The 13,779-nt window shown below is 72.2% G+C and carries 13 protein-coding genes and 2 tRNA genes; 10 read left to right on the top strand and 5 right to left on the bottom strand.

Going from position 1 to position 13,779, the window contains the following annotated elements; all coding sequences use genetic code 11:
• Positions 1 to 3 precede the first annotated feature (3 nt).
• Positions 4 to 600, top strand: coding sequence for a TetR/AcrR family transcriptional regulator (locus QJS33_RS25375; RefSeq protein WP_306370588.1), 597 nt, complete (start codon positions 4 to 6; stop codon positions 598 to 600).
• 54 nt (positions 601 to 654) lie between these two features.
• Here QJS33_RS25375 and QJS33_RS25370 read toward each other — a convergent pair whose 3' ends face one another.
• Positions 655 to 948 carry a co-chaperone GroES gene (locus QJS33_RS25370; RefSeq protein ID WP_220565614.1) on the bottom strand — a complete coding sequence of 98 codons (294 nt, stop codon included), beginning with the start codon at positions 946 to 948 and terminating at the stop codon, positions 655 to 657.
• Positions 949 to 1,111: 163 nt separating this feature from the next.
• Here QJS33_RS25370 and QJS33_RS25365 point away from each other — a divergent pair.
• A tRNA-Ala gene (locus QJS33_RS25365) sits at positions 1,112 to 1,184 on the top strand.
• Between the two features lie 567 nt (positions 1,185 to 1,751).
• Here QJS33_RS25365 and QJS33_RS25360 read toward each other — a convergent pair.
• Together QJS33_RS25360 and QJS33_RS25355 are read right to left on the bottom strand one after the other, a co-directional pair.
• Positions 1,752 to 2,249 carry an SRPBCC family protein gene (locus QJS33_RS25360; RefSeq protein WP_306370587.1) on the bottom strand — a complete coding sequence of 166 codons (498 nt, stop codon included), beginning with the start codon at positions 2,247 to 2,249 and terminating at the stop codon, positions 1,752 to 1,754.
• Positions 2,250 to 2,289: 40 nt separating this feature from the next.
• A complete protein-coding gene (locus tag QJS33_RS25355; RefSeq protein ID WP_306370586.1) occupies positions 2,290 to 3,828 on the bottom strand; it encodes an endonuclease/exonuclease/phosphatase family protein in 1,539 nt (512 codons plus the stop codon).
• 414 nt (positions 3,829 to 4,242) lie between these two features.
• Between QJS33_RS25355 and QJS33_RS25350 the strand changes: the two genes are divergently transcribed.
• The 3 genes from QJS33_RS25350 to QJS33_RS25340 are packed head-to-tail and all read left to right on the top strand — an operon-like array spanning position 4,243 to position 6,904.
• A complete protein-coding gene (locus QJS33_RS25350; protein WP_306370585.1) occupies positions 4,243 to 5,118 on the top strand; it encodes an alpha/beta hydrolase in 876 nt (291 codons plus the stop codon).
• Positions 5,115 to 6,098, top strand: coding sequence for an ATP-binding cassette domain-containing protein (locus tag QJS33_RS25345; protein ID WP_306370584.1), 984 nt, complete (start codon positions 5,115 to 5,117; stop codon positions 6,096 to 6,098). Before QJS33_RS25350 ends, QJS33_RS25345 begins: the two co-directional genes overlap by 4 nt.
• Complete coding sequence (locus tag QJS33_RS25340) at positions 6,098 to 6,904, top strand: ABC transporter permease (RefSeq protein ID WP_306370583.1); 807 nt, start codon at positions 6,098 to 6,100, stop codon at positions 6,902 to 6,904. The genes QJS33_RS25345 and QJS33_RS25340 overlap by 1 nt, the downstream gene beginning before the upstream one ends.
• Before the next feature lie 52 nt (positions 6,905 to 6,956).
• Here the strand turns inward: QJS33_RS25340 and QJS33_RS25335 are convergent, their stop codons facing one another.
• Positions 6,957 to 7,136, bottom strand: coding sequence for a hypothetical protein (locus tag QJS33_RS25335; protein ID WP_306370582.1), 180 nt, complete (start codon positions 7,134 to 7,136; stop codon positions 6,957 to 6,959).
• On the bottom strand, positions 7,133 to 8,137 hold the full coding sequence (locus QJS33_RS25330; protein WP_306370581.1) for a LacI family DNA-binding transcriptional regulator: 1,005 nt from the start codon (positions 8,135 to 8,137) through the stop codon (positions 7,133 to 7,135). The genes QJS33_RS25335 and QJS33_RS25330 overlap by 4 nt, the downstream gene beginning before the upstream one ends.
• Before the next feature lie 170 nt (positions 8,138 to 8,307).
• Here QJS33_RS25330 and QJS33_RS25325 point away from each other — a divergent pair, with 170 nt between their 5' ends.
• From QJS33_RS25325 to QJS33_RS25305, 5 genes are all read left to right on the top strand, one after another.
• Positions 8,308 to 10,005 (top strand): HAD family hydrolase, encoded by a 1,698-nt coding sequence (locus tag QJS33_RS25325; protein ID WP_306370580.1) that lies wholly within the window; start codon positions 8,308 to 8,310, stop codon positions 10,003 to 10,005.
• Between the two features lie 50 nt (positions 10,006 to 10,055).
• Positions 10,056 to 10,961, top strand: coding sequence for a cell division protein FtsQ (locus QJS33_RS25320; RefSeq protein WP_306370579.1), 906 nt, complete (start codon positions 10,056 to 10,058; stop codon positions 10,959 to 10,961).
• Positions 10,958 to 12,685: an ABC transporter ATP-binding protein gene (locus QJS33_RS25315; protein WP_306370578.1), complete on the top strand. Its 1,728-nt coding sequence runs from the start codon at positions 10,958 to 10,960 to the stop codon at positions 12,683 to 12,685. Before QJS33_RS25320 ends, QJS33_RS25315 begins: the two co-directional genes overlap by 4 nt.
• Positions 12,672 to 13,526 (top strand): energy-coupling factor transporter transmembrane protein EcfT, encoded by an 855-nt coding sequence (locus tag QJS33_RS25310; RefSeq protein ID WP_306370577.1) that lies wholly within the window; start codon positions 12,672 to 12,674, stop codon positions 13,524 to 13,526. The genes QJS33_RS25315 and QJS33_RS25310 overlap by 14 nt, the downstream gene beginning before the upstream one ends.
• 112 nt (positions 13,527 to 13,638) lie before the next feature.
• Positions 13,639 to 13,711, top strand: a tRNA-Ala gene (locus tag QJS33_RS25305).
• The last annotated feature ends 68 nt before the right edge of the window (positions 13,712 to 13,779 follow it).

Genomic DNA, 13,779 nt, shown 5'->3' with positions numbered 1-13,779 from the left:
TACATGGTGAAGAGCGCAACCTCAGAGGAAGAGACGAGGACCCGTGCCCGCACCCGCCGCGCGATCCTGGACGCGGCCGTGCAGGTCCTCGGCGACAACCCCGCCGCCCCCCTGTCCCAGGTGGCCAGAACCGCCGGGGTCGCCCGCAGCACCCTCCAGCGCTACTTCGCCGAACGGGCCGACCTCACCGAAGCCCTGCGCGACTACGCCGACGAACTCTCCAACGAGGCCTGCGAACGCGCGCGCACCACCGAGGGCACCGCCATCGAGGCGTTCACCCGGCTCGTCGCCGAGTACTTCACACTGCGCAAGGTCATCATGCTGGCGTTCGGCTCCGAAGACTTCACCGAGGACGCCCGCGGCGAGGACGGGTGCAGCTCCTCCGACCTGGCACTACAGGCGCTCATCGTCCGGGGGCACGAGGACGGCACCATCGACCCCAAGATCACCCCGTTGTGGGCCGAACAACTGCTGTGGTCCGGGCTGTACGCCGGCTGGAGCTACGTCACCACGGCCAAGGTCCCCGCCTACGAAGCGCTCACCCTGTGCCTGCACTCGCTCGTCAAAGCAGTGGAGCGGCGGCCCGGGCAGGACGGCTGACCCGACGAACGGGAAGATCCTCCGGGAGCCCGCGGGCCCCGGAGGCGACGGGCACTACAGGTACAGGCCGGTGCCCCGCTCCGGGGCCTCCTTGGCGATCGCGTGCACATCCCGCTCCCGCAGGATGATGTACCGCTCGCCGTTCAACTCGACCTCGCCCTGCTCCTCCGGATCGAACAGGACCCGATCCCCGGTCTTGACATGGCGGGCACCGGTACCGGCACCCACGACCTCACCCCAGGCGAGCCGCGTCGCCAGCTTCACCGTGTCCGGGATGACCAGACCCGCACTGCTGCGCCGCTCGCTCTTGTCAGGGACCGTCTTCACCAACAGGCGGTCATGGAGCATCTGGATTTCAAGCTTTGATTCGGGCACATCCCCAGGGTATTCGCCCCCGGTCCGGGTCGGTCGCACCCACCACAGGCCACAGGGCCGCCCCCCTGGCTCAACCACCTCTTAACCTTCGGTACAGTAATTCCATCGCCGACCGGGGTAACCGAGCGGCGCACCAGGGGCTATGGCGCAGTTGGTAGCGCGCCTCCATGGCATGGAGGAGGTCTGGGGTTCGAATCCCCATAGCTCCACGGACTCAGGACGACCCTGCTCGGGGGCCTTCGGCCGCCTCGCCGGGTCGTCCTTTGCGTTCGCCGGGGGGAGACCCCCCGAACCCCCCGAGGTGACCCCCTGTGGTCGGGGTTGCGGGTGTCGGATCTGTGTGCGGGTGGTTGGTCTTACGCTGTGATGCGGGCTGCGCCCGCGGGGTGTTGCTCGCGCGTTGGACGCGCTCGCGGGGTCGTCCTTCGTGTTCGCCGGGGGGGGAGACCCCCGAACCCCCTGGGGCGGCCCCTGCGGTGAGGCCGGGGGCGTCGGAACCGTCGGCGGCGGTAGCTCTTACGCTGTGATGCGGGCTGCGCCCGGGGCCTAGCTCAGAGTCACGTCCCTGGAGTGGTGTGACTTTCGCGCGGCTGCGTCTTTGCAGGTCATCGTGATAGTCGGTGAGCGCCGGGCGGTCGCCGCGCGCTGGTGAGCCCTTGACCGGGGTGGACGGGTCGCCGAAGGCGGCAGGACACCGGCCCAGCGGACGCCGGCGACGCGCGTCCGTCAGGACAGGGCCGGAAAAGTCACACCACTCGGCGGGACACCATCCGGGCTCAGGACGGGGTGAGTCCCGCGTAGTAGGACTGTTGGGCCGGGAAGTAGGAGTCGAAACCAGGCCGCGGATCCCCCTCGCGGGTGGCCGCCAGCACGTCGAGGTAGTACTCCCAGCCGGGCCCGACCGACCCGAGGTCGGTGTCCGGATCCAGGTGTTGGACGAACGTCAGCGTCGTCGTCTCCCCGTCGGCCGACAACAGCGCCTCCATCCGCCAGGAGCCGTACTCGTCCTCACCGCTCACCGCCAGCCGCCGGGGCGGCTCGCAGGCGTCGATGCGCAGTTCGCCCTCCGGGGCACCCTCCTCAAGGGTGAGGCGGTAGCGGACCGTCCGTCCCGGACCGGGTTCGCCGCTCCACGACGCGAACCACAGCGCGGTCCGCTCCGGATCGGTGATGCTCGCCCACACGTCCTCGATCGGTGCCCGGAAGGTGCGGGTCAGTACCAGGTCGCGGCCCGTGTCGGTCGCCACCAGTCGCCCGGTCGGTCGTGGTCCCATGGGGCGACCATAACCGGCCGGGGCGACGGTTTCGAGGAGGTCAGCCCAGGGAGTAGACGGTCAGGACCGCCGCATGGTCGGTGGTCCACTCGTTGCCGCGGTGGCGGGGGACCGGGGCCGGTTCGCCGACCACCACGGCCCGGGAGTCCAGTACCGTCAGGTCGGTGCCCGCGTGGAGCACGAAGTCGATCCGGTCCTGCGGCTCCACCCGCCCGGTCTCACCGTTGTGGAACGGGTACAGCGGCGACCAGGTGGTCCCCGGCGCCGCCACCGGGTCCGGGTTCGCCACCCGGAAGGAGTCCGTCAGCCCCGCCTCGGCGGGCAGCACCGAGGTCGGCCAGGGGATGTCCGCGTAACCGCAGTTGCGCTCCCGGTTCGCCTCGGTCCAGTCCAGGTGCGAGGGCGCGTTGAAGTCGCCGACCAGCAGCACCGGCACCTCGTCGGCGGCCGCGAGCTGGTCCTCCATCGCCGCCAGCGCCCGGGTGATCTGGCCGGTGCGCCCCGACTGCGCCTCCCGTTGCAGGATGCGCTCCACGCTCATGCCGTCGAAGCACGCGTCGTAGGGGCCGTAGGGCGTGTACCCCAGGTGCGCGGTCCACAGGTTGAGCTGCGCGTCGTCCCCGTCCAGGGCGACACGCACCCCCGCGGCCGCACCGGCGGTGCCGTACTCCTCGGCGATCGGGTACCGGCTGATCACCCCGAGGCTGCCCGGACCCTGCCAGTGGTACCAGCCCAGCGCCTCGGCCAGCCGGGCCGCGTGCACCCCCTGGGTCTCCTGGAGGCCGACCACGTCCGCGTCGCTCTCCAGCAGGAACCGCAACTGCTTCTCGTGGTACCCGTCGATCTGCGTCCCGCCGTGCCAGGTGTTGAGGCTGAGCACGCTCACCTCGTCCACCAGCGGCTCGCCACGGCGGACCACCGGGATCGTGGCGGTGAACCGTGCGGCGGAGCCGTCCGCCCCGGTGGCCTCCACCGTCACCTCGGCCCGGGAGGGGTCCCGGCGGGACACGCCCTCGGGCATGACCCGGTCGGCCGCGAAGCGCGGTGTCCCCGACAGCGTTCCGTCCGGGGAGACCTCGATCCAGGTGTCACCGTCCACCTTGGCGAAGGACACCGTGTCGCCGCCCCCGGCCGCCAGGCCGCCGAGTTCGGCCTCGTAGGGGTCGCCCTGGCGGGCGTTGTGCAGGACCGCCCCGTCCACGGGGAACGCGACCGGGCCGGTGGCGCCCAGCCTTACCTCCACGGGTTCGGCCAGATGCGCGTAGCCGTCGCGGGCCAGGAAGAACGCCAGGTAGCGGCCGGGCTCCAGACTGTCGGCGGGCAGTTCCACCTCGCCCGCGGACTCCGGCGCGTACGCCCAGACCAGGGAGGGGGACACGTACTCCTCGTCCACCGGCCCGCCGCCCGAGGCGCGGTAGAGCCCGACCCAGTTGGTCGGGTGCGGATCGGGGGTGGAGTAGGCCAGGGTCAGGGGGGAGGTGGACCGCACCGTCAGAGTCCCCTCGGGGGCCGCCGACGCGGGGGACGGGACCATCAGGAGGGCGACCGCGAGCAGCACGGCCAGGGACCGCGAGAGCATCCGGGACCTTTCATCGGGGGAGGAACCCGGTCAGTGTGCCCGGACGGGGCTCTTTCACTCACAACCGGTGGGGGACCGGTGCGGAAATCCCGGTGAACGTCGTCTCGGGCTCCGGGCGCAGCGGACCGGTACCGGACGATTTCCCGGAATTTCCCCGGACGTTCGATCGGTGTGCGGGCGGTGAACGGTCGGCGGCCGGATTCGGACACGAGAATGGAGAGGGTGTGCAATTCTCTCGCGAAGAATGGAGAATCCGCAGCTCACGACGCCTTCACCACTTTCGTCGGTAGTGCCACCACTACCCGCGGGGTGGGCGTGGGTGGACGGTGAATCGGGAGTCGGCACCATCGAATGCGGCGACCTGCGCATCTAACGTCGAAAGGGTCAGAGAATCCCTCGATCCGACGGAGGATCATGATCACGGCGGGCCCCCGGACCGCGCCGCCCCTGGCGCCTCTGCACTACGAGGAACAGGAGTGGAACGGCCTTCGACTGTTGGCCTACGACGAGACCGGTGACGGGCGCATCGTCGAGGCCCTGGGTGATCCGGCGACCGCCGATCACATCATCGTCCTCGTCCCCGGAAACGACAATTACCTGGGGAATTACTTCGACCCGAGCCGTCCCACCCGCCCCCGGGTGAACGGCGCGACCCTGCTGCGGACCATGGGCGAGATCGCCCGGGGCGAGAGTTTCGCCGTCGTGGTGTGGATGGGTTACGACACCCCCCGCGGATTCTTCGAGGGCGCGATGCGCGGACCGGCCCGACAGGCCGCCCCCGACCTCGTCCGGCTCACCCATTACCTGCCCGGCAACGCCCACATCACCCTGGTCGGGCACAGTTACGGAACCGTCGTGTGCGGCCTGGCGCTGGCCGAGGGCCGTGTCGACGACTGCATCGCCCTGGGCAGCCCCGGCATGGGCGGTTCCTCCACCGCCGACCTGCGTTACTCCGGGAACCTGTGGGTCGCCCAGGGCCGTGAGGACTGGATCCGCTACTTCCCGCGCGGCCGCGCCGGAGACCTCGGCCACGGGCCCACTCCGCTGCGCCCCGGCTTCGGAGGCCTGCGCATCGAGACCGGCGACATCCCCGGCCACTGCGCCTACTACACCGAGGGCAGCGAGTCGGTGCGCAACATGGCCCGGATCGCCCTGGGCCGCTACGAGGAGGTCACCCTGGTCGACCCGGTGGCCCGCACCCCGCTGCCCCGGCCGGTCGCCCCGAACCGGTCCGTCGCCTGGCCCGCGCCGCGGACGGCCGCCGTCCCCGGGGAGAGGGTCGCCCCGTGACCGCCGCCGGACCGGTGATCCTCGCCGAGGGGGTCCGCAAGACCTATCCGTCCAGGAGCCGGCCCTCCCTGGACGGGTTCGACCTGGTCGTGCAGCGGGGAACGGTGCACGCCCTGCTCGGGCCCAACGGCGCGGGCAAGACCACCGCCGTGCGGGCGATGTCCACCCTGGTCCGCTTCGACGAGGGCCGGGTCCGGGTGGCCGGGCACGACGTGGTCTCCCAGAGCCGCCGGGTGCGCGAGTGTATCGGGCTGACCGGCCAGTACGCCGCCCTGGACGAGGTGCTCGGCGGCCGGCGCAACCTGGAGATGTTCGCCCGCCTGCACCACCTGCGGCCCCGGGAGGCCAAGGCGCGGGCCGCCGAACTGCTGGAACGGTTCGGCCTCACCGACGCCGCCGAGCGCCCGGTCCGCCACTACTCCGGCGGGATGCGCCGCCGCCTGGACCTGGCGGCCAGCCTCATCCTGGACCCGCAGGTGCTGTTCCTGGACGAGCCCACCACCGGCCTGGACCCGCGCAGCCGCGCCGAGGTGTGGCGGGCGGTGCGCGACCTCGTCGACCGGGGCACCACCGTGCTGCTCACCACCCAGTACCTGGAGGAGGCCGATCGGCTGGCCGACACGGTGGCGGTGATGGAGGCCGGGCGGGTCATCGCCGAGGGTGCGCCCGACGAGCTCAAGCGGCGGGTCGGCGGCAGCCGCGTGGAGGTGGTGGTCACCGACCCGTCCGAGGTAGACAAGGCCGTGGAGGTGCTGGGCCGGGTGTGCGGCGCCCCGTTGGACGTCGACCCCGACACCCAGACGGTGCGCGCCCCCGTGGGCGGGCGCGGCAGTGAACTGGCCAAGGTGGTGCGGGCCCTGGACGAGGCCGGGCTGGAGGTGGAGGACATCGCGCTGCGCAGGCCCAGCCTGGACGAGGTGTTCCTCAGCCTGACCGGTCACCGCACCGGCGAGGACGCGTCCACCGGGGAGGGCTCGTGATGACCGTGATGGCCAGGCGCCTGGGCTGGGCGCTGTCCGACACCGCGGTGGTGGCCCGCCGCTACCTGTCGCACCTGGTGCACAAGCCCGACGAGCTGATCGGCACCCTGCTCATCCCGGTGCTGGCGGTGCTGCTGTTCGGGTTCGTGTTCGGCGAGACCATGGGCGCCGCCGCCGGAGTGGACGACTACCGGGACTTCCTGATGCCGGGCCTGTTCGCGCTCACCATGGCCTTCGGTATCGGCAACACCACCATCGCCGTGGTCACCGACGCCGGACGCGGCGTCATCGACCGGTTCCGCACCCTGCCGATGGCGCCGTCGGCGCTGTTGGCCGGGCGCAGTGTCTCCGACGTGGCCGCCGGGTTGGTGGACCTGACCGTGCTGGCCGGGATGGGCCTGCTGATCGGGTGGCGCTGGAACGAGGGCTGGCTCTCGGCGCTGGCCGCGCTGGGGCTGCTGCTGTGGCTGCGGCTGGCCTTCACCTGGATCGGCATCTACCTGGGACTGGTGGTGCGCAGCCCCGAGGCGGCCATGAAGTTCTTCTCGCTGGTGTTCCCGCTGGCCATGGTCGCGGACACGTTCGTGCCCACGTCGAGCATGCCCGGCTGGCTGGCGCCGCTGGCGGAGTGGAACCCGCTGTCGGCGACGGTGATCGCCGCCCGCGACCTGTTCGGTTCGCCCGGAGTGGTGTCCGACTCCTGGGTGGCGCAGAACGCCCTGCTCATGGCGTTGGTGTGGCCGCTGGTGCTGCTGGCGGTGTTCGTTCCGCTGGCGGTGCACCGCTACCGGTCGGCCTCCCGGTAGCGGTGCACCGCGCAGCGGTGGGGACCGGGGTCCGCGGGGGCGGCCGCGGACCTCACCGGTGCGCGGCCGCGAAGGCCCGTGGGGCGGGATCGCCCGAGACCGGGCGTTCCGTCTCCTCGCCGCCGTCGCACCGGCACAGCGACACCGTCACCTCGGAGTCCGTGCGCGCGACCACCCGCCACGCACCCCCGTGCTCCTCCCGGCGTCGCAGGACGTCGACCGGATCCGTCATGGCGCACCGCATTCCCGCCGTTCCCCGGGCGGTGCGGTGGAGTCGCGTACCACCAGTGCCGGTGCCAGCACCTCGTGCCGGTCCCCGGTGCGGCCGCCCATGCGCTCCCACAGCAGTTCGGTGGCCAGCCTCCCCATGATCGCGCGCGGCTGGTCCACACTGGTCAGCCGGGGGCGGGTCACCTCCGCCAGCGACGTGTTGTCGTAGCCCACCACGGACACCTCCGGCGGGGCGTGGTCCAGCACCGCCAGCGCCGCCAGGTCGTTGACCGCGAACACCGCTCCGGGCCCCTGCGCCAGCAGTTCCGCGGCCGCCCGATCCCGGTCGTCGCCCACCGGGCGCACCAGCACCTCCTCGGCCAGCCCCGCCTCCCGCATGGTCTCCCGGTACCCGGCCTCACGCGAGCGCGAGGACGGGCTGCCGCTGCCGGCCAGGTGCCCGATCCGCGTGTGGCCCAGTTCCAGCAGGTGCCGGACCGCCGCCCGCGCCCCCGCCTCGTCGTCGTTGGCGACGGTGTCCACTCCCGGGGCGAACTCCCGCGGCCGTCCCACCATCACCACCGGCACCCTGCGTGCCGCGTCGGCCAGGGCCGCGGCCCCCAACCAGGAGCTCACCACCACGACTCCGTCCACGTTGAGCTGGAGCAGGGAGTCCAACTGGTGCTCCAACCGCTCCCGGTCGCGGCGGCCGTGCGCCAGCAGCACCGTGAACCCGCGGGCCTCCGCGGCCTCCTCCACCCCCGCCACGACCTCCGTGTGGTACGGGTTGGCCAGGTCGGTGAGCAGCACGCCCAGGATCATCGTGCGCCCCTGCACCAGCCCGCGGGCCAGCCGGTTGGAGCGGTAACCGAGCCGGTCGGCGGCGGCCAGGATGCGCGCCCCCGTCTCCTCGCTCACCCCCGGATCTCCGCGCAGAGCCAACGACACCAAGGATTTGGACACCCCGGCGGCCGCGGCCACATCGACGATGGTGGGACGGCGTCCGGGTCTGGTTCCTGTCACAGCGACCATTGTGTCCCGGACCGGAGCGTTCCGCGCACGCACGACCACAATCGTCTGGAACGTTCCAGGCGCGTTTCCCGACCGGCCACCGGATGTCCTCCCCCCGGCTCCGGCCCCTGCCTACCGTCACCGGTGAACACATCGACCGACCGCCACCGGCAGGAGAGACCTTGGACCCGATCGGCACCCCCGCCCTGCGACGACGCCCCGACGCCCTGCTGTTGGACTTCGGCGGGGTCGTCTTCCAGACCCGCAAGCTCCCCGAGGGCCGCGACGCCGTCGCCCTGCACCTGCGCGAGACCCTGCTCCGGGCCGGACACGACGTGCCCGCCGAGACCCTGCGGGCCTCCCTCGACGCGGGCCTGGCCGCCCTCAAGGACTGGAAGAACGCCGCCGGGCGCCGCCGCACCCCGCGCGAGCTGACCCACCGCGAGATCTGGACCGACTTCCTCGCCTCCGACCTGCCCGACCCGGTCCGGGAGACCCTCGCGGGCAACGCCGGCCCGCTGCTCGCCGACATGTCCACCCTGATCTCCGAGCACCGGGTACGCCCGGGCATCCGCGACCTCCTGAACGCCGCCCGCGCCCTGGGAGTGCGCGTCGGCATCGTCTCCAACGCCCACTCCGGCCGAGCCCACCGCTCACTCCTGCGCGAGGCCGGACTCGAAGACCGGGTGGGCGTGCAGGTGTACTCCGACGAGGTCGGCATCCGCAAGCCCCACCCGGAGATGATCGCCCTGGCCGCCCGCGCCCTGGGCACCGCCCCCGAACACTGCTGGTACGTCGGCGACACCCAGGACCGCGACGTGGTCGCCGGGCGCAGGGCCGGCGCGGCCGCCGTCATCCTCACCCGCCACCACCACACCGACACCCCGCCCTACCCGGTGCGGGAGAGCGCCGACGCGGTCTTCGACACCCCCGAAGGGCTGGTGGACCCGCTCTGGCACAGCGTTCCGGAACAGATCGCCGACCCCGTCCCGGCGCGGACCGCGGGGCAGGGCCCGGAGGAGGTCCCGATCCGGGTGGTCCGGCCCCGGGCGTACGGCTCCGTCGCGGTGCGCCGTGCGCCGGGCCCCGGGGAGCCCGGCGCGCTCCTGCTCGACCAGGGCGGGGTCATCGCCGTCTCCAGCGCCACCCCCGACGTCCAGCGCGACTTCGCGGCCTCCCTGGCCCGCCGCCTGGAACGCGTCGGCTACGCCACCACCACCGAGGACATGCTGGCGCTGGTGCGCACCGGCCGCGACCGCTACCGCTCCTGGAAGTCCGAGCACGACGAGGACGGGCCGATCCCCGAGATCACCCCGCGTGCGTTCTGGCACGACATGGTCGGCCGCGACCTGCCCGAACGCGTCCGCGCCTTCCTGTACGCCGAATCCGCCCAGCTCACCCTGGAGTACGCCGACTCCAAGAGCCTGGCCCGGATGCGCACCGGCGTCCGCGAGGTCCTGGAGCACTGCGCCGAGCGGGGCATCCCCGTCGCGGTCGTCTCCAACACCGTCTGCGGGCGCGCCGTCCGCGACGAGCTCGACCGGTTCGGCATCGCCCACCTCATCGGCGCCCACGTCTACTCCGACGAACTCGGCCACCGCAAACCCGACCCCGCCACCGTCCGCTCCGCCCTCACCGCCCTGGCCGCCGACCCCGCCCGGACCTGGTTCGTCGGCGACAAGCCCTGGCGCGACACCGCCGCCGCCCGCCGAGCGGGCATCGGGACCGCTGTCATCGTGCGCGGCGGCTCGGCCTCCGACGAGCGCATCGACGCGGCCGCCGCCGGCGAGGACCCGCTGGTGCGCCCCGACCACGTCATCGACGAGATGGGCGACCTGCTCCGCCTGTGGACGGGCACCCCGGTGCCCCTCACCACCTGAGCCCCGCCCCCACCATCCCCCCATCCCCCGCACCGAAAGGTCGAAGAACCATGAACGCCGCCCCTCGCCCCGCCGACGTCCGTGACGGATCCGGTCCTCCCGAGCTCAACTCCGGTCAGAAGCTCATGATCTTCGTGCTCTCGATGACCCTGTTCGGCCTGGCGAACATCCTCACCGAGGTCCTGCCGGAGGTCCGGATCGGCCCGGTCGAACTGTCCGTGTCCTACCTGGCCTTCGTCCCCGTCGTCATGGCCTCGCTGTTCCACCCCCTCTACGCCGCCCTGGGCGCCCCGCTCGGCGAGATCGTCTTCGTCGACCTGCTCATGGGGGACTTCTCCGGCCTGGGCGAACTGGAGGGCTACCTCCAGATGTCCCTGGGCATATACATCGCGGGGTGCCTGGTCCGCGACCCCCGCCGCCGCGGGCAGCTGTTCCTGGCCGGGGTCACCGTGGTCGTGGTCGACAAGCTGCTGTCGGCCATCGTCGACATCGGCAAGGTGATGATCGGCGTCGATGACGCCGAATTCGTGCCCGGCCTGCCCGAATCCATCCTCGTGCTGGAGGCGGTCGGGTTCACCACCGACCTGCTCATCAGCGGTGTGCTGTTCGGGGCACTGCCCGCCATGGCCCTGGCACCCCGGCTGTACGGCAAGATCGAACCGCTCCTCGGGCTCGCCCCGCGCGACCCCGCCCGCCCCTACGCCCTGGCCGAACGCGGCACCGGCGCGTTCCTGCTGCTGGCCCTGGTGCTGGCGTTCGTGTCGATGATCGCCGCGTTCACCTCCGAGATCTTCGACAACTTCGGGGTGTGGGAGCCCGGTTTCATCGACCAGTACGGGCAGCGGTTCCTGTGGATCGGGGTGTCCGCCGCCGTCATCGTGCTGGCCGCGCTGGTGGTCACCGTCCGGTTCGTCGTCCACTCCCGGCGTGAGCGCGCCGCCCAGGAGGACCGATGAGCGGCACCGGAGAGGACGCACCCGCCGTCGCGGTCGACGGCCTGCGCTTCCGCTACCCGGGCGCCGACCGCGACACCCTCACCGGGGTGGACCTGCGCATCGAACGCGGCGACATCACCGCCGTCGTCGGCGGCAACGGCTCCGGCAAGACCACCCTGTGCAAGACCTTCAACGGCCTGGTCCCGCACTACTGGTCCGGCGAGTTCGACGGCACCGTACGGGTATGCGGCGTCGACACCCGCAGCACCTCGGTCGCCTCCCTCGCCCACCTGGTCGGCTACGTCTACCAGGACTTCGGCAACCAGCTGGTGCGACCGACCGTACGCGACGAGGTCTCCTTCGCCCCCGTCAACTTCGGGCTGGACGACCACGCCGAACGGACCGAGGAGGCCATGGACCTCCTCGGCGTCGCCCACCTCGCCGACCGGTTCACCTGGCAGCTGTCCGGCGGGCAGCAGCACCTGGTCGCCCTGGCCAGCGTGCTGGCGCTGCGCCCCGAGGTCATCGTGGTGGACGAACCCGTCGCCGAACTCGACCCGGCCCGGGCCGAGCGGATCTACGAGGCGCTCGTCGGCATCAACGCCCGCCTGGGCACCACCGTCATCGTCATCGAGCACCACGCCGAGTTCGTCGCCCGCCACGCCCGCTCGGTGATCCTGATGGCCGACGGCGCACCGGTGTGGCACCTGCCCGTCCGCGAGGCCATGGAACGCCACGAGGAGCTCGACAGGCACGGCATCCCCGCCCCGCAGATCGCGCGGGCCGTGCGCGCCCTCGTCCCGGAGGCCCCCGTGCCGCTCACCGTCCCCGAAGCCGTCACGGCCCTGCGTGACGTGCCTTCGGGCGGGCCCGCCGCAGCCGCCCCGCCCCGGCCCCCGGGGGAGACCGTGGCCGAGGTCGTCGGTGTCCACCACGGGTACCGCGAGGTCGGGGGAGGGCTCACCCCCGTGCTCCGCGGGATCGACCTCACCCTGCGGGCCGACGAGCGCGTCGCCCTGGTCGGCGGCAACGGGGCGGGCAAGTCCACCCTGCTGAAGCTGCTCACCGGCCTCAAGGTGCCGCGAGAGGGCACGGTCCGGGTCGAGGGCGTCGACACCCGCACCGTGCGGCCCGCCGACCTCGCCGACCGGGTGTGCCACCTCTACCAGCGCCCCGAGCAGATGTTCCTCAAGGACAACGTGCGCGAGGACATCGCCATGTTCCCCCTCGGACGGGGCGTCCCCGACACGGACGCCCTCGTGGACGCCGTCCTGGAGCGCATCCGGCTGACCGGCCTCGCCGACCGGGACGGGCGGCTGCTCTCCGGCGGCCAGCAGCGCCGCGCCACCCTCGGCATCGGCCTGGCCGTCCGCCCCGCCCTCCTACTGCTGGACGAGCCCACCTCCAGCCTCGACACCGCCAGCCGCGACGCCGTCATCGCCATGCTCGACGCCCTCGCCGACAGCATCCGCTGCACCGTGGTGGCCACCCACGACATGAACCTGGTGGCGGAATGGGCCCACCGCGTCGTGGTCCTGGACGGCGGCCGGATCATCGCCGACACCGACCCGGCCGCGCTGTTCGCCGACACCGACCTCCTGGAGTCGGTGGGCCTGGTCCCGCCCCAGGTCGTACGCCTGGGAGTCGACCTCGGCATGGACCCGCCCCCGCTCTCGGTGGCGGAACTCCTCGAACGCCACGGTCACCTCGCAGCCATCGGAGGGGAGAGCGATGCCCACCACTGAACGACGCCGCGAGCGCAAGGAACGCGACACCCTCTCCGTCGAGTGGGTCAAACTCGAACTCCTGCGCACCGCCTACGCCACCCGGGGCGGCCTCCTCGCGAACCGCGACCCCCGGTTCGTGCTCGGCTGGTACCTGATCTTCGCCGTGGTGCCCTGGCTCACCCACGACCTCACCGTGCTCGCCGGGCTGTTCGCCGTGTGCGCCGCCGCCGTGGCCCTCAGCCGGGTGGGGCCGCTCGTCCTGGGGCTCTTCGTCTTCGGTTTCGTGCTGGAGAGCCTGTACGTCCTGTTCGCGTCCTGGTTCTTCGGCGGGGACCTCACGACTCTTCTCGCGCTGGTGGAACTCACCCTCAAACTGGCCACCGTCAGCCTCGCCAGCATGGCGGCATTCGTGTCGCTGGACCCGGAGAAGCTGTCGGACGCGCTGCTCTCCCTGCACGCGCCCGCCATGGTCTCGTTCGGGGTGAGCTACGGGTACCGGATGCTGCCGGTCCTCATGGAGGAGTTCCACACCGTCGTCGACGGGTATCGCCTGCGCGCGGCACCGCTGACCTCTCCGGGGATCCTGGGCTGGCGGGCGGTGGTCCGCACCGGGAGCACGGTGGTGGCGTCGTTCTATCCGCTGATGCTCAACACCGCCAAACGCACCCGCACCACCGTGGAGGCGCTGGAGACCAAGGGGTTCACCTACGCCGCCGAGCACCCGGCCGGCCGACGCATCCGGCTGGCCCACCTCCGGGCGGACCGGTGGGACATCCTGCTGATAGCGGTCACCGTCCTGCTCGTCGCGGGCTGCTTCGCCCTCGGACAGGTTCATCCGATGCCGGTGCAGGTCCGCTGACCCGGATGTCGGGCGGCGGTGTGGGCCGCCCGACACCGCCGCCGGTCACGGCACCCCCCGAAATCCGATAGACTCGAACCTGTCGCCGGGGAGACCCGAACGACACCCACACGGGGCTATGGCGCAGTTGGTAGCGCGCCTCCATGGCATGGAGGAGGTCTGGGGTTCGAATCCCCATAGCTCCACGGACTCAGGACGACCCTGCTCGCGCGTTGGACGCGCTCGCCGGGTCGTCCTTCGCGTTTACCGGGGG

The organism is Nocardiopsis sp. CC223A, assembly GCF_030766825.1.
Lineage (GTDB): Bacteria > Actinomycetota > Actinomycetes > Streptosporangiales > Streptosporangiaceae > Nocardiopsis.
Note: the sequence above shows the minus strand (reverse complement) of the source record. Positions and strands in the feature narration are given on the sequence as shown.